We start from the raw sequence: 15,431 nt of genomic DNA, 5'->3' as shown, positions 1-15,431 counted from the left end.
ATCTGCTCACTGCCCCACCGCCGTCACCTCCAGCACCACGCTCGTGCGGCCACCACCCACAACGGGGTCAAGGCCCACGCTCATCAGAAAATCACCAGAGTAAACTACAGTAGGGTCAATGGGGGATTTGCTGCCGGGCATCAGGTTGGTTTCCTGCACGGTGTAGCGTTTGGCGGGGTCGAGACCGCGCAACCGGATGGGGGGCTGGTCGGCACCGGCTTTGAACCGGTCGCTGATCAGGTACGAAAACCACACGGCCTTATCCTGCTTGTCGCTCACGTACAGCACCGACATCACGTCGTGGGTGTGGGGCGACTGCAACCGGAACAGATCGCCCTGGTAGATCACGGGCTTCAGCCGGGCGTAGGTTTTCAGGGCTTCCTGGCTGAACGCCAGATCGTTGGCGGGCATCCGGCTCACCACAATGTCGTAGCCCAGTTTGCCCATCATCGCCACGTCAGTGCGGAATTTGATGGGTGCGCTGCCGGAGTTGGTAACGTGGTTGCAGGACGCGATGGCCGGGAAAAACGAGGAATAGTTGTACTGGATAAATGTCCGTTCGGTGGGGTTGGTGTTGTCGCTCGGCCAGTATTCGGTGAAGTACTGCAAGGCACCGTAATCAACCCGCGCCCCGCCCCCCGAACACAGCATCATCGGCACGGTAGGGTACTTGGCCCGCAGCCGTTCCAGCACCCGGTAGAGGCCCCGGCCATAATCGACATACAGATGGTTGGCGGGATTGGTGGCGGAATAAGCATTGTAAATCACCGCGTTGCAGTCCCATTTGATGAAGCCCAGCGTCGGATTTTTGGTGAACAGGTCATCCACTACGCCATACACAAAGTCCTGCACCTTCGGGTTCGAGAGGTCCAGCACCTGCTGATTGCGGAACACGGCATCGGGGCGGTTGGGTAGCTTAATCACCCAGTCGGGGTGCTGGGTGTAGAGTTCGCTTTTCGGGTTGACCATCTCCGGCTCGATCCAGATGCCGAATTTGATGCCCGCTCCTTCGGCTTCTTTCACCAGATAGCCCAGGCCGTGGGGCAGCTTGGCGCGGTTCTCCTGCCAGTCGCCCAGCCCGGCGCGGTCGTTATTGCGGGGGAATTTGTTGCCGAACCAGCCATCATCGAGCAAAAACAGATCGACACCGAGCTTCCTGCCGTCTTTGAACAACTCGACCAATTTGGGTTCGTCGAAGCCGAAGTAGGTCGCTTCCCAGTTGTTGAGCAGCGTCAGGCGGTCGCCGTTGCCGTTGGGGATGCGGTGGTTTCTGGCCCAGCGGTGCAGGCTCCGGCTCGCCCCGCCCATGCCCTGCGTCGAGAAGGTGTAGATCAACGCGGGGGTAGTGAAGTCGCGGCCCGGTTCCAGCGTGTAGGCCGATGCGTAGGGGTTCATGCCCGCCAGCAGCCGTAAGTTATGCTGCGGGTCCAGCTCGAACTGAAACTGGAAATTGCCCGACCACGCCAGCGTCCCCGCCAGCACCTCGCCCTGCTCTTCCTGAGCGGGTTGGTTGAGCGAGAGCATAAACATGGGGGCCTGGAACATCTGGGCGCGGGTGCCGAGCTTGCTGTCCAGCACCTTCATCCCACCTGTCAATTGCGTCTCTTCGGGACGTACCTCGCCCGCGTGAATGCCGTGATAATGCGTCAGGTAATAGTGGTTGGCTGACAGATACAGGTTGGCCGACGCGAATTTCTGGAGCGTCACCGCCTTTTTCTCTGTATGCCGAATCGTGCTCCATCCTTCCAGTACGTCCTCCTTCTGGTAGGCTTTGTAGTGTAGCGTTACCTCGAAGGGGTACTGCGGGTCTTTCAGCAGAATATCGGTTCGGGTGATGCCTGGCCCGGTGGGTTTGGTCTCGTGGCGCACATACATCAGATCGAGCGAGGGGTTGCCGTCGGCGTGGGTGGCCTGGATGGCCGGTTCGAGGAGGTTGCGCGACCCGGCGGGCGTGTATGCCGAACTATAAAATTCTGAATAACCCTCGTAGAGCCGTGCATTTCCCGGTAGCCGGGCATATTCGGTGGCCTGTTGCAGCCGCTTGCCGTGATGGACGATGGTTAAGTGGCCTTCATTATCAACCCGGATCACGAGTGCCGTGCGGTTGGTCTCGATGGGTATTTCGATGGGAGCGGCAAAGGCCGGGAACGTGAGTAAGAGCAGGAGAAGTAAACGCATGGTTTTTGTTTTAAACTGATGGCCGATGATTGTTATAGCCTGCTATTCCTAACAGGTCACAACAATCAACGGCCCACTACTATGAAACAAAGGCAATCACATACCAACTTTCCCTACCCATCCCGTAAGATTCGATCTGCCAGGGCGGGGGCCAATCGGTGAATAAGACGGAACAGCTTCACCTTCCCCACATTTACTACCTGCTGCCCCCGTTCTACTCCCCGGATCAGTTCACGGCTGACTTGTTCAGGACTGATTTTGCCTCGCCCCCGCCTGGCGGTCATCGGCGTATCGACCAGCGGCAGCACCACATCGACCACCTGAACCGACGTACCGGCCACCTGATAGCGCAGCCCTTTGGTGAAATTCTGCAAGGCGGCTTTCGAAGCTGAGTACACGGGAGCCGACCGTTTCGGCGAAATACCCAGCCCTGACGTAATGTTGATGATAACCCCTTCGGATTTTTCTAACAGCCCTGGCAGCAAACCAGCGCACAACTGAATCACCGACGTAAGGTTTGTTCGGATTTCTGTCTCGATTCGGGTGGGTGCGTGCGGCGTATCGGCCAGGTTGTAGTTAAACTGAACCCCCGCGTTGTTGATGAGTACGGTTAAGTTCGGATGCTCCCGGCGCAGGGTGTCGAGCAGGGAAACCACGGCATTTTCCGAAGCCAAATCAGCCGACAGAAACACCACGTCGGGGTACGTCTGACGGAGTTCGTCGGCCCGGTTTGCATCGCGGGCCACAACCACCAGCCGATTGCCCCGTTGGTGCAGGTCCCGAAGCAGGGCCAGCCCGATGCCCGACGTGCCGCCCGTGAGCAGGATGTGTTGCTTCGTCAGGTTCATGGCTGGTTGGTTTCATAATCCCGGAAACCATTTTCCCGCGTCATAATCACGTCCTTCAGCACGATATACGGCTTGGCGAACAGGTCGGTGTCGCGCAGGGCTTCCATGAAAAAGTAGTAGGCGTTGAGGTCGTCGGTGGTGAGGAGCAGCACGTCGGACACATCGGCGTGAAAAGCCTCGGCATCGAACAGCCGTACCTGCACCTGTTGCTCGTAGCGGGCGAAAATTGGCCCTACCTGCCGGGCAAACACCTCGTTGCGTTCAGTCCGCGACAGGCCGAGCCAGGCGGGCAATGCCCGATACAGCACAAAAACGGTGTAGGTGGTTGGGGTCGGGGCCATCTATCTGGTCGCTAAAGATTCGATTTCGATCAGTGAACCCGGTGCCGTCGCCAGCACTGGCAAGGGAACGATCACACTCGTTGGGAAGACCTCGGCACCCCATTCGGTGGCGGCAACTTTCATCAATATCCGTTTTTTGTCGGGCGTGTAATCGGCAATGTAAATCGTTTGTTTCACTACGTGGCGGGTCGAAACGCCAGCCGCGCTAAGGGCCGTTTTCAGGTTTTTCAGCGTTTGGCGTACCTGCGTCTCAAAATCGTCGGCTACCAGCTTGCCCGTTGCGTCGGAAGCCCACTGACCCGAAATAAAGACCACTTCCGTGCTGGCGGGAACCACTCCGATATGTGAGAACCCGTTTCGGGCGGCATTGAACAGCCCGGCGGGGTTGATAAACGTGTTTTTTTCTTGTTTCAGCACTGTTTGGGCGTGAGTTGTTGTCAGTGTTACCATTAAAAATGCCGTGAAAAGCAGTGTCGTTTGCATAAGTCCGTATCTGTTTAGTTAAAAGACAAGGCAAAGCAACGACAACCACCCGCGACAGGCATTTACATAGGTAAAGAAATGACTGCCCGAATCCGGCTCAACTGCGTGGGCGTAATGCCCAGATGCGACGCGATGTGATACTGCGGTATCCGCTGTTCCAGGCCCGGGTAGAGCCGCTGAAAGTTGGCATACCGGGCGGTGGCATCGAGCATAACCAGATCAATTTCACGTTGTTCTTTCAATACAAACAACTCCTCAGCCATTCGTCGGCCTGCCCGCTCCAAAGTGGGATACTTACCATACAAATCCGTAATTAATTTATAGTCAGCAACCAGCAACCGGCAGGGCGTGAGCGCCTGCACCGACAGGTGGCTGGGTTGCCCGGTAAGCAGGGCATAATAAATTCCCCACAGATCGTGCTCAACAAAAAACGCTTTGTTGTATTCCGCACCCTCCGCCGAGGACGAATAGGCCCGCAAAACGCCTTCCTCCACAAAAAATATCTGCCGGGTTTGCGCCCCAGCCCGGATTACGGTCTCCCCTTTGGCGACGGTCTGCTCCCGGAAAGCGGCCAGAAATGCCTCCGCAGCTTCGGCTGGCTGGGGCGTTAGCTTGGTTAGTACTTGCTGTAATGGGTTCATGTTTAGATGGGCCTGCACCAGCTAACCGGTGCAGGCCCATTACACCCTGAATCACCAGCCCGGATTTTGCACCAGACTCTTGCTGATGTCTAATTCGCGTTGGGGTATCGGCCAGAATTCGTGCTTACCCTTCACTACGTTAGTGGCTGCCTGTGGGTTCCAGGCTTTGACCCGCTCAGCGTACTTGCCCGACCGCACCAAATCCATCTTCCGGTCGCCCTCGAAACACAGTTCCCAAGCCCGTTCCAGCAGCATGGCATCACGGAACGCTTCCTGACTCATCGTCGGCAAATCACCTAGCCCGGCCCGCTTCCGCACCTGATTAATATAGGTGTAAGCACCGGCATCGCCGAGTTCGTTCAGCACTTCCGAGTACATCAGCAGCACGTCGGCGTAACGGATGATGTTGTGATCTTTGCCGCTACGCTCGGCGTTGTTGACCGGCAGTTTATCCCGAAATTTCTTGATGTGCGGCTTCTCGAACACCAGCGGAGTGGGATACATACTGGCGTATTCTTCGGGGATGTCGGCGGTCGAAGTCCAGAACAGGTATTTGAACCGCTTGTCGGCCTTCTGGTCGAAACTCTTGTAAAACGCATCCGTTGGCAGGCCGTTGCTCCAGCCGCCCCCAGCAGCGAGTCCTTTGGTCGAATAGATTTCGAGCGGGCCGTAGTTTGTCGGGATGTCGTTACCCTGGCCAAAGCCACCCCGCGTGAAGTTGATGCTCCAGACGCTTTCTTTGCCGGGTACGTTCTCTTCCTGAAACGCGTCACCGTAATTGTCGAACAGGCCATACTGCACCCCATATTTCTTGTCCACCACAAACTCTTTCAAGAGTGTGCGGGCCTGCTGGAGTTTATCTTTCTGGTTAAGCGGGTAGCCCGCCATCGTCAGATATACCTTGGCCAGCATAGCCGCCGCGCCTCCGCTCGTGATCCGGCCCTGATCGTTGGCTCCGGTCCAGACGGCGGGCAGATTATCTTTAGCAAAGGTCAGGTCGGCAATAATGGCCGCGTACATCTCCTCCGGCGTGGCGCGTTTCAGGGCATTCAGTTTTACCGATTCGCTTTCAGGCACCAGCAGCAATGGCATTCCGTTGAAGACGCGCACCCCGTCGAAGTACAGTAGCCCCCGCATGGCCCGCGCCTGCCCGATAATCTGATTTTTGCGAGCCTCGGTGATGGGTACGTCGCCGAGGTTGGCCAGCAGGGTGTTGATGTTTTTGACGTGCCGGTAGGTGTAGTTCCAGAAATCCGAAGGAATGCTCAGTGTAGCATCGAAGGTGCTATTGAGCCGGGCTACGGCATTGTGGTGTGCCCACTGGCTGCGGCTCGTAATCTCCTGAATATCTGTGCCCCACTCGAACCAGTGCGGAGCCGCCCACATATTGGAGTAGCGATCCTGCGGGGCGCGGTAAATAGCCGACAAGGCGGCATCAAGGTCTTTTTCGGACTTGTAGAACGTACCCGGCGAGAGAAACGACTTGGGTTCTTCGAGCAGGTAGCTATCCGAACAGGCCGACAGACCAGCGGCCAGCAGCAGTGTGTAGAGGTATTTTGGGGTCGCTTTCATGAGTCAATCAGAAACGGAGGTCTAAACCAAACAGGAACGAACGGGTGACAGGATAGGCCCCTGCCCGCTGGGTGTTGTCATAATCATAATCTTCAGGGTCCATGCCGGTGTATTTTGTAAACCGGGCCAGATTGGTGCCGGATACGTAAAACCGGGCCGAGCGGACGCTGGCTTTGCGAAGCAGCGCGTCGGGCAGTTGGTAGCTCAGCGTGACGCTGCGAATCTTGAAAAAAGAGGCATCTTCCAGAAACTCCGACGAGCGGAAGCTGCGCCGGTTGGTCGAGTTTTTCGAGGCTCGCGGATACTGGTTGCTGGGGTTGGTAGGGGTCCAGCGGTTGAGCATCTCGGCCCGGTTGTTGTCAAATCCCGTCCCCGACAGTAGGATGTAGTTCTGCCCGTTATACACGTCGCGGCCCTGCTCGAAGGTCGTAAACACGTTGAGCGAAAAGCCTTTGTAGGTCAGGTCGTTGGTGAACGAACCGTAGAAATTGGGCTGGATGCTACCGGTAAACACCCGGTCATTGGCATTGTCGATCTTGCCATCGTTGTTCTGGTCGATGTACTTCACGTTACCAGGCACATCACCGTATTTTTTGGCCTCCTCCGCTTCGCTGGTCTGCCAGATGCCATTGGCCCGCACGATGTAGCGGAAGTCGCCGTAACCCAGCGGTTGACCCACCCAATGCGTCGTGCCGATACGGTCCGAGCCATCGCCGGTGTTCAGCAGTTTTTGACGGTTGCGCGAAACGAGCAGCGTGGTGCGCCACTTGATGGCCTTGTCGATGTTGAGCGTGTTGAGGCCCAGTTCCCAGCCCCGGTTTTCGAGCGTCCCCACGTTGACCGGCACACTCTGGAAGCCCGATACGGCCAGCAGCGGCAGGTTGCGGATAATATCGACCGTGTTTTTGTGGTAATAGTCGGCAGTCAGGTTGACCCGGTTGTTCAGCACCGATACGTCTAAGCCGAGGTCGAATTGTTTGGTGGTTTCCCATTTCAGGTTGGCGGCCGCTATACTACCCACTTCGTAGCCCACAGCTTCTTTACCATTGAAGTTGTAAGGCGCGTAGCCCAACCGCGACAGGGTGCCATAGACCCCGATGGCTTCGGCGTTGCCCGCCAGCCCATAGCTTGTGCGGAGCTTGAGGTCGTTAAATACGCCAAGGTTTTTGATGAATGGCTCTTCGGCCATCCGCCAGGCAAACGCTCCGCTCGGAAAAATACCCCACTTGTTGTTGGCCCCAAATCGGCTCGACCCGTCGGCCCGGAAGTTTCCCGTCAGGATGTACTTGTCGTTGAAGGTATAAACCGCCCGCCCGATGTACGACATCAGTTTCCACTCCTCCAGGTACGACTGAGGTTTCACCGCCGGGTTAGTACCGAGATTCAAGTTGTAGGTCTCGAACACGTCCGACGAAAAGCCCGACGACTGCGCCCACAGCCACTCGTAGCGGTTAGCCTGGGTCGAAACACCTGCTAGCCCACTCACCGTGTGCTTGCCGCCAAAGGTCCGGTCGTAGTTCAGCACGGCCTCGCCGAGGTAATTGTAGTTGACGCTCGGCACTACCCTCGCCAGACCGCCCGCTACCCGTCCGTTAGTTTCGTCGTCAGCACTAATCAGCGAGGAGACGTAGGTTTGTTCCTTGCGGTTGTTGATCTCACCACTGCCCTGGACCCGCAGTTTCAGTCCTTCGGTCAGGTCTACCGTCAGAGCTAAAGTGGAGTTGATGATGGTGCGGACATCCTGGTATTTGCTCAGGTCGCTGAAGGCCACCGGGTTGGAGCGAGGTGTGCTCGACAGGCCCTGAATGTTGGTGTAATACTGGCCGTTGGCATCGCGGATGGGCGAGAGCGGGTTGCCGATCAGGGCCGAATACAACACCGTGTTGTTGCTAATGCCCCGACCTTCGGTATAGGCCAAGTTGGTGTTGCTGGTGAGCGTAAACCGCTGCCCGATGCGCTGGGTGATGTTACCCCGGATGCTGCCGCGCTTGAAGCCCGACCCGTTAATGAGACCCGCTTCGTTAAAGAAATTACCGCTCACAAACACCTTACTGCGGTCGGTGCCACCCGTGAAGGCTACCTGGTAGTTCTCGACCGGGCGAACCGCGTTGGTGATGGACTGCCACCAGTCGGTTGTCTCGCCCTTATCTAGCTGCTGCTGCTCGACGGGCAAAAACGGAGCCACAGCCCCATCGTTGGCGTAGGCTTCCCGGCGCAGGGCGGCATAGTCGGCCCCATTGAGCATCTTGATCGGGTTAAACGCCGAGTTGACCCCGCGATACACGTTTACTTCTAAGCTGCTTTGGTTACTGCGCCCGGCACGGGTCGTAATGAGCACCACGCCGTTGGCCGCCCGCGCCCCGTAAATCGCGGTGGATGAGGCGTCTTTCAGGATACTGACGTTCTCGATGTCGTTGGGGCTGATGGCACTCACCGCGTCGTAGGTCAGGGGAAAGCCGTCTACCACGTACAGCACGGTACCACCCGAAAACGAGTTGTTCCCTCGGATGCTAATGGATGGCCGCGCACCCGGACTGCGGTCCTGTTGTGAGGTAAATACGCCACTGGCGGCTCCCTGAAGGGCCTGCGTTAGGTTCGCCGAGGTGGGCAGCCGTTTTAAATCCTGAGCCGAGACCGTCGAGACCGCGCCCGACAGGTTGGCCCGCTTCACGGCTCCGTAACCTACCACCACTACTTCGCTCAGGGCACGAATATCGGCTTCCATGTCTAGGTCAACTACCGACTGACTACCCACAACCACTTCCTTGTTGAGGTAGCCGATGTAGCTGAACACCAGTGTGGCTGTTCCGTCGGGTACGTTGATCTGGTAACGACCCTCGGCATCGGTCGTGGTGCCGCGAGCGGTGCCTTTCACCACCACGCTCACGCCGGGCAGCCCCCCGCTGTTGTCGCGCGAAGTAACACGCCCGCTCACTGGCTGTTCGGCTACGGCCTGCGTGGTGGGTGCGGTTTTCAGCAACGTTGCTTTTGGCTCGACGCGGTCAGCGTCAATTTTTAGGATTAGGTACGTGCCATCTTTTACTTTCTTGTAGCGCAGGGCAAACGGTTTCAGCACCGCATCCAGTGTACTTTCCAACCGCGCCCGACTGCTAACGGCATCCGATGCGACGGTATAGCCGCTGACCATCTGATCCGCAAACAAAATGTTGACCTGATGGCGGGTTTTCAATTCGTACAGCACCTCGCTTAAGGCGCGAACGCTCACGGCAGGGCGGGCCGTTTGGCCCGTGCGGACCGAGGCTAATGTCTGAGCCGACAGCCCCGCCGGGGTACCGAGCAATAAGGCCAGCAGCACCGGCCCCGTTCGGCATACTTGCATGAATAGGTTTTTCATATACTTTAGGAATTGGGTGTTTTGTACATTGAGGAAAATGGATTAGTCGGTTTTGCTGCGGAAAATGACCCGGTTGTTTTTGCGGATGTAGCGGATGTCGAGCACTTCTGCCACGGCGGTCAGTACTTCGTCAGCGGTGTGGGCATCGAATGAACCAGAGAGCGTTTGTTGGGCCAGCCGTTCACCTTTAATGTCGGCCACCAAACCGAAGGTTTCCTGGATCATGGCACCCACTTCGCGTAGCGAGGTATTGTTAAACACAAACTGGTGGTCGGTCCAGGCCGTTTGCTGTTCTGGTTTTGGTAGGGTCTGCCGGTGGAGTTTTCCACTCCCGTCAAGCGTCACCATATCGCCGGGTTGCAAGGTCAGTCTTGTTTCGGGTCGACCGCCAGGCTGGTAGTTAACGGCGACTTTGCCGCGCATCAGCACTACCCGTGTGGCGCGGGGCCGGGCAAAGACAGCGAATTCCGTGCCCAGCACCGTTACGGTTAGGTTAGGCCCGGTTTCCACCACAAAAGGCTGATGGTCGGGGGTATGAACAATGGTGAAGCGGGCCTCTCCCACTACCCGAACCGTGCGCGTTCCAGCTCCGAACCCAAGCCTCGGCACCAGCAGGCGCGTGTTAGCGTTGAGTATTACGCGGCTGCCATCGGTAAGCTGAACGGAACGGGTTTCGCCATAGGCGGTGCGGTAGATGTGATAGAGCATCGGTTCGCGAAACAGCCATCCCGACACGCCCAACAGCAACACGATTGTAGCGGCAATACTCCAAAATCGTAGTCCAACGTGCCAGCGCCGTCCTCTTGTGGTAGGGGTAGCAGGCTCATCCGTAATGACCCTATCGGATTGCTGGTATAGAAATGTCTGGTAGCGGGCGAGGGCCGCTGACAAATCGGGTTCGTACTGAACCTGTGCCAGTTCGCGCTCATGCAGACAGGCGTAGAACAGCGGCTCGTTGGCCGGTTCGCGCAGCCAGTCGTCGATGAGCTGTTTTTGCAGGGCCGTTACGCGCCCGGCGTAATAGTCCATCAGCAGTTGCTTGGTAACGGATGATTTCATGAAATACGCTTGTCAGGTTATACAGTGGTAAAACGGAGTCCTATGCGGTTAACCAGCTCGAAACAGCCAATAGTACCAGCGACCATTTAGCCCGAAGCAGATCGCGTAAGGCGTGGCTGGCCCGACGTACCAATACCTCAACCGTGCGGGGTGACAGCTTCAATTCGGTAGCAATGTCGGCGTGGGTTTTACCATCAAAGCGGTGCATCAGATACACGCGCCGGGTTTGAGGGGGTAATGTATCAATGGCCCGCTCTACATCGTGATACAGGTCTTCGTAGTGCGTAACCGCATCGGGGTGCTGCGCGTCGCTGCTCGCCACGCCATCGGCCGCCGACAGATCGGTGGACCGTTTGGTTTCGTCGCGCATATAGTTGTAGGCGCGTAACCGAACGGTTTTATACAGAAAAGGGCCGTAAAATTGGGTGATTTTGGCGAAGGTGCCGTTGGCGTAGAACTGGCAAAACACGTCGGCCACAATGTCTTCGGCCACCGCTCTGGACAGGACGAATCGAACGGCGTGGTTGCAGAGGGGTTTATAATAATGCCGAAATAGCAACTCACACCCCAGCCGGGCGTCGGTCTCGAAGGCCTTACGGATAAAACGCTCCGAATCGACCGGTCCGTCGGTATGGGGGCCATCCAGCCGGGGGCCATCCTGTTCAGGTGGAACACCCATAGCACGAATCGATTGGGGAGAGTGAAGCCCGTAAAGTGGTAAAGGCTCGGTCATAACGTGAGGTGACATGACCCAAAACAGTAGGCCATTTCAATAAGACACCGAAGCCCGCTAGAAACCCTTACTGATTTTTAAATTTATTTCACATTTTTTTTAATTATACCCAGACCACCAGAGGACTCCCTATAGTTCTTACTCCACAACTAATACCCAATCATTCTGTCCTGTGCCGTTGTCGCCGGGGGTGGTTAGGGGTTGGCGGGTTGATGTTAGCTTTAGTAACTGACTAACCGCTCCGGTAGCCGGGTTGAGCCAACGAGCATGTCGAATGCGCGGGAACCCTCGCAAGTCCACCGTAAACGTTCTTTGGGCAGTTCCGGTGGGTGGGATGTAGCAGACGAACAACCGTTTATCGGGCGAAGCTGCCGACGCAATGTAATCCGCGCCTACATCGTTGGCAGGACCGGGGTACGGATAAAAGGTACCAAAGCCCGCCACCACAAGTCGATGGTTGTCAGGTTGGGCGGGGTCGGGCAAACCGTCGGGAATGAGCGTGTGCCAGGCAATTTGGTTCATCAACGTCCCCAGGTGCCGCATCTGTCCCGCTACGGGCATTGTCAGGATGGTTCGCCAGTCGGCCCGTTTGCCGCAGCAATTGGCCGAACCGTAGGTGACGCCTGTGGCCCCGCTCAACGCCGACCACCACGCCTGTCGCCGTAGCACCTCCGCCGTTGTTCCGGTAGAAATATCGGCGGCATCGGGCGATTCATAGTGGCTCTCAATCAGGAAAAACGGCTGCACCGGCACTCGCTGGTAGTCACGCAGGGAAGCCGCATAGACCTGATACTGATACAGGCCGAGATCGGTACGGGTAGGGTCGTAGGTGTAGGTCGCGTTCAGGTTCAGCCACGACACCTGGGGCGTTTGGTCACGGGTAGAATAGGGCGATCCCCAATGGCCGGTGTGTAGCCGGGGATACGTGCCTTCAGTTTGCCGAATGCCCTCGGCCAGTGCCTGTAACTCGTCCATTTCGCCACCAGGGTTCGAGTCGCCCCCGTGAATCCAGCCTAGTACGTTCGGAAACCTGGTGTGGTGATACCGCTGCCCCAGAAACACGCCGAACGCCCGCGCTTTATCTGTTCCGTTGTCGCGTAACCCCTGATGCCAGCCCGGTGAGCAACAACTCAGCCAGGCGGGCGCAATCATGACGGCCATGCCGTAGTCAGCCGCCCGGCGAATGCACGAATCCAGATGCGCGAAAAACGGTTCATTGCGGTTAGCTAAATCAAGCGTATTGTTCAGTGCAAGCTGACCAGCTGCGGTTTTGTTATAGCTGAACTGGTCGGTCAGGAACTGAATCTGGATCACATTGAATCTCTGCGTCTGTCGGGTACGGAGGTAGTCGTCTACTTCGGCCATCGTGAATTGGTACCCCAACGTCCAGGGCGTGTCGGCGAGGTAAAAAAAGGGCCGATTCTGCCTGTCAACGAGGTGATGCCCGTTGGCAGAGGAACGTAACGGAAAGCGATTGGTAAAATCAACCGACTGCCCAAGGGCCGTTGTAGCAACCAGCAGCAGGGCGATGAGTGAGTGAGCAAGTTGTTTTTTCATACAGATCTGCACACTGCGAAAGGGCTGACTAACACGAATTACTTGCTTACGGCCTTCACCCAAGCCCCTAAATCCAGATTTTGCCGTAGTTGACGATCCGCCGGGCTATCGCCAATCTCCTTAGGTTGCGTTAGCGAATTAGCCCGAAGCCGCCCACCAAGCCATTGCCGTATTAAAACAAGAGTCGTTGTTTCGCTCGGTAACCGTTTGCCTTGATAAGGTGGTTTTCGCTCTACAGCTCGAAGGGCATACGTCAGGTATTCGGCGTTGCCCAACCGGGCATGCAATAGCAGGTTCATGAGCCTAATTTGGGTGTATAACGTCTGGGGAAGCGACCGGACCGGGCGACTTATTACCCGGTTGAGCCGCGACAAGGCCACCGAAAGGTGGCCTAACCCAATATCAAGCCGCACCAGCAACAGGTCCATCTCAGTCCGAAAGATCAATGAACGTTGCGCCAGGCCACGCTCAAACACAACGCTATCGGGCCATTGGGTACCTAGTATCGCAACGGCCTCATCAAACAGGCCCTGGTCTACCATAATCAGGAGTGAATGATAGAGCACGATGTAGGCAACCGTCTGGCGTAGGCCCAAGTCATTGATAGCCCGAAGCCGGTCAATGAAATACGGCATCTGATCGTACTGCCTCAGCATCCGCAAGTCAACCAAAATTCCGTCGAGAAGTTGTACGTAGTACTGAGGCTGCTCGGCCCATAGCATCGGGTTCTGCTGAAATAGCGCGTCGAGTTCCCGGTACACGACCAAGCTTCCGGCTTCGTCGCCAATCATCCGAAGGTAAGCCGACTGGAAATGCAGATGTTGCTGCTGCATGGCGAACGACCGGGCCGTCGCTCCGGTACCCCGGTTAGACTTTTCTTTCTGACGGCTAAGCAGTTGGTATTCTTCCAGCAACAAATCATTCAGTTTAAGCGTGTCGGCAGGGGTGCTAACAGTACCGTTGGTATGATAGCGCAGTAGCAGCGTTTCATAGAGGGCCGCGTGGTGTACGGCAGTCTGAGTTTTGGTTAACTGCCAGTCAATGTTGGCGTGGTGGGCGGTCAGAGCATCTAAGCTGACGCCATCAAATTGCCCACGTACCCATTGCTCGGCACGCTGCCGGGCAACCAATACCGCATACTCTCCCCGTTCGTGCTGCTCGGCCAGCCGTTGCGCTCTTGCCAGTTGCTCCCCGCTGAACTGCACTAAGCCTCGCTCATAAAGCAACTGACTCTCGTGCATCAACTGCCCGATGCGGACATCAATACGCCGGTCGCCATCGAACTGCCGGAGCCGCTGCATCAGCGTTTGGTACAGGTGCTTGCGGGCGGGGTCGAGTGTTGCACCCGGAAATAACTCCGCTAGTTCGGTGGTCAGCGTATCATCCATCGTTTCGTGGCGCAGCAGGCAATCGAACAACCGCCAGTAAGCATAATCAGGGTCGGATTGATTACTCGCTAACCGACAGTACCGTCTCTCAGATTTGGTCAATGAATGAACAAGTGGATGCAGTACATCAATAGTCACGTAGAAATAGCTGATTTGATGATAATTATCTTGGATTAACTAATAATAAACAAGTTTTCTATCTAAAAAGTCAAGCATTGAGATAGCTGATTTGGAAAAAACTGGTCTTCTCTCCGTACAATTATTCCATAGGTTTGTTCAACATCATTGTCTACCCACTATGCCTCCATTTGTTTGCGTTATCGGTTCTTCTAATACCGATATGGTTATTAAAGGGCAAAAACTGCCTGCACCCGGCGAAACCGTTATTGGCGGTACGTTTCTAATGAATCCTGGTGGCAAAGGGGCCAATCAGGCAGTAGCTGCCGCACGGCTAGCCGCCACCGCGCCAATGCTTGGTTCTAATGAATCTGTTACGACCACCTCGGTTACGTTTGTGTCGAATGTTGGCAATGATGTCTTTGGCCGTCAGGCCCGTCAGCAGTTCGAGCGCGAAGGCATCCGCACCGATTTTGTCACAACGGACGCCGACGAACCATCAGGCGTAGCCCTGATCGGCGTTGATAGTCAAGGCGAAAACTGCATCATGGTCGCCTCGGGGGCCAACGCCCGGCTGAGTCAGGTACAGGTGTCAATGGCCCTGGCGGCGGCTGTCAGTACAGAGACAACTGTGGTGTTGTTGCAATTAGAATCACCCGTGCCGACGGTGGAGTACGCCATCCGGCAAAGCCATGCACGGGGAATGCGGGTCGTGTTGAACCCAGCCCCAGCCCAGCCCCTCGACCCGGCTGTGCTGGCCTGCCTGCACCTGATCACACCCAACGAAACCGAAGCCGAACTGCTCACCGGTATCCGCGTAACCGATGAAGCTACCGCCCTGAAAGCCGCCCACAAACTGCACGAATCCGGCGTACCGAACGTCGTGATTACACTCGGCGCAAGAGGAGCGTTTCTCTCCACCCGAACCGGTGCCTCGCTGGTAGCGGCTCCGCCCGTGACGGCCGTTGACACCACCGCCGCCGGCGACTGCTTTAACGGGGCACTCGCCGTTGCCATCGCCGAGGGGCAGTCGCTGCCCGACGCTGTGGCGTTTGCCTGCAAAGCCGCATCAATTTCTGTAACGCGCATGGGCGCGCAAGTATCTATGCCGCACCGCCATGAAGTGGATGCACTCCCGCTATTAACTCATTGATTTACG

The 15,431-nt window shown here is 56.6% G+C and carries 12 protein-coding genes; 1 reads left to right on the top strand and 11 read right to left on the bottom strand.

Annotated features, from left to right (window positions below; genetic code table 11):
- Positions 1 to 6: 6 nt before the first annotated feature.
- The 11 genes from J2I48_RS13095 to J2I48_RS13045 form a co-directional block, all read right to left on the bottom strand.
- Positions 7 to 2,178 (bottom strand): alpha-galactosidase, encoded by a 2,172-nt coding sequence (locus J2I48_RS13095; protein WP_207335907.1) that lies wholly within the window; start codon positions 2,176 to 2,178, stop codon positions 7 to 9.
- 113 nt (positions 2,179 to 2,291) lie between these two features.
- Positions 2,292 to 3,026 carry an SDR family oxidoreductase gene (locus J2I48_RS13090; protein ID WP_207335906.1) on the bottom strand — a complete coding sequence of 245 codons (735 nt, stop codon included), beginning with the start codon at positions 3,024 to 3,026 and terminating at the stop codon, positions 2,292 to 2,294.
- Positions 3,023 to 3,367: a darcynin family protein gene (locus J2I48_RS13085; RefSeq protein WP_207335905.1), complete on the bottom strand. Its 345-nt coding sequence runs from the start codon at positions 3,365 to 3,367 to the stop codon at positions 3,023 to 3,025. The genes J2I48_RS13090 and J2I48_RS13085 overlap by 4 nt, the downstream gene beginning before the upstream one ends.
- The gene (locus J2I48_RS13080; protein WP_207335904.1) at positions 3,368 to 3,850 is read right to left on the bottom strand and encodes a RidA family protein; all 483 of its coding nucleotides are present in this window, start codon (positions 3,848 to 3,850) and stop codon (positions 3,368 to 3,370) included.
- Between the two features lie 62 nt (positions 3,851 to 3,912).
- A complete protein-coding gene (locus J2I48_RS13075) occupies positions 3,913 to 4,491 on the bottom strand; it encodes a Crp/Fnr family transcriptional regulator (RefSeq protein ID WP_207335903.1) in 579 nt (192 codons plus the stop codon).
- Positions 4,492 to 4,542: 51 nt separating this feature from the next.
- On the bottom strand, positions 4,543 to 6,063 hold the full coding sequence (locus tag J2I48_RS13070; RefSeq protein WP_207335902.1) for a RagB/SusD family nutrient uptake outer membrane protein: 1,521 nt from the start codon (positions 6,061 to 6,063) through the stop codon (positions 4,543 to 4,545).
- 7 nt (positions 6,064 to 6,070) lie between these two features.
- Positions 6,071 to 9,418, bottom strand: coding sequence for a SusC/RagA family TonB-linked outer membrane protein (locus J2I48_RS13065; protein WP_207335901.1), 3,348 nt, complete (start codon positions 9,416 to 9,418; stop codon positions 6,071 to 6,073).
- A 42-nt stretch (positions 9,419 to 9,460) separates the two neighbouring features.
- Entirely contained in the window at positions 9,461 to 10,477 is a 1,017-nt protein-coding gene (locus J2I48_RS13060) for a FecR family protein (RefSeq protein ID WP_207335900.1), read from the bottom strand.
- Between the two features lie 40 nt (positions 10,478 to 10,517).
- Positions 10,518 to 11,156 carry a sigma-70 family RNA polymerase sigma factor gene (locus J2I48_RS13055; RefSeq protein ID WP_229376215.1) on the bottom strand — a complete coding sequence of 213 codons (639 nt, stop codon included), beginning with the start codon at positions 11,154 to 11,156 and terminating at the stop codon, positions 10,518 to 10,520.
- A 192-nt stretch (positions 11,157 to 11,348) separates the two neighbouring features.
- Positions 11,349 to 12,767 carry a glycoside hydrolase family 140 protein gene (locus J2I48_RS13050; RefSeq protein ID WP_207335898.1) on the bottom strand — a complete coding sequence of 473 codons (1,419 nt, stop codon included), beginning with the start codon at positions 12,765 to 12,767 and terminating at the stop codon, positions 11,349 to 11,351.
- Between the two features lie 38 nt (positions 12,768 to 12,805).
- A complete protein-coding gene (locus tag J2I48_RS13045) occupies positions 12,806 to 14,257 on the bottom strand; it encodes a hypothetical protein (protein WP_229376213.1) in 1,452 nt (483 codons plus the stop codon).
- A gap of 196 nt (positions 14,258 to 14,453) precedes the next feature.
- On the opposite strand from J2I48_RS13045, the gene rbsK reads away from it, so the two are divergent.
- A complete protein-coding gene (gene rbsK / locus J2I48_RS13040) occupies positions 14,454 to 15,425 on the top strand; it encodes a ribokinase (protein WP_207335896.1) in 972 nt (323 codons plus the stop codon).
- The last annotated feature ends 6 nt before the right edge of the window (positions 15,426 to 15,431 follow it).

The organism is Fibrella aquatilis, from assembly GCF_017353255.1.
Taxonomy (GTDB): domain Bacteria; phylum Bacteroidota; class Bacteroidia; order Cytophagales; family Spirosomataceae; genus Fibrella; species Fibrella aquatilis.
This window is presented reverse-complemented; position numbering and strand designations above follow the sequence as displayed.

Coding starts and splice junctions, on each gene's coding strand:
- J2I48_RS13095 (WP_207335907.1), bottom strand. CDS start 2,178: ATGCGTTTACTTCTCCTGCTCTTACTCACGTTCCCGGCCTTTGCCGCT.
- J2I48_RS13090 (WP_207335906.1), bottom strand. CDS start 3,026: ATGAACCTGACGAAGCAACACATCCTGCTCACGGGCGGCACGTCGGGC.
- J2I48_RS13085 (WP_207335905.1), bottom strand. CDS start 3,367: ATGGCCCCGACCCCAACCACCTACACCGTTTTTGTGCTGTATCGGGCA.
- J2I48_RS13080 (WP_207335904.1), bottom strand. CDS start 3,850: ATGCAAACGACACTGCTTTTCACGGCATTTTTAATGGTAACACTGACA.
- J2I48_RS13075 (WP_207335903.1), bottom strand. CDS start 4,491: ATGAACCCATTACAGCAAGTACTAACCAAGCTAACGCCCCAGCCAGCC.
- J2I48_RS13070 (WP_207335902.1), bottom strand. CDS start 6,063: ATGAAAGCGACCCCAAAATACCTCTACACACTGCTGCTGGCCGCTGGT.
- J2I48_RS13065 (WP_207335901.1), bottom strand. CDS start 9,418: ATGAAAAACCTATTCATGCAAGTATGCCGAACGGGGCCGGTGCTGCTG.
- J2I48_RS13060 (WP_207335900.1), bottom strand. CDS start 10,477: ATGAAATCATCCGTTACCAAGCAACTGCTGATGGACTATTACGCCGGG.
- J2I48_RS13055 (WP_229376215.1), bottom strand. CDS start 11,156: ATGGGTGTTCCACCTGAACAGGATGGCCCCCGGCTGGATGGCCCCCAT.
- J2I48_RS13050 (WP_207335898.1), bottom strand. CDS start 12,767: ATGAAAAAACAACTTGCTCACTCACTCATCGCCCTGCTGCTGGTTGCT.
- rbsK (WP_207335896.1), top strand. CDS start 14,454: ATGCCTCCATTTGTTTGCGTTATCGGTTCTTCTAATACCGATATGGTT.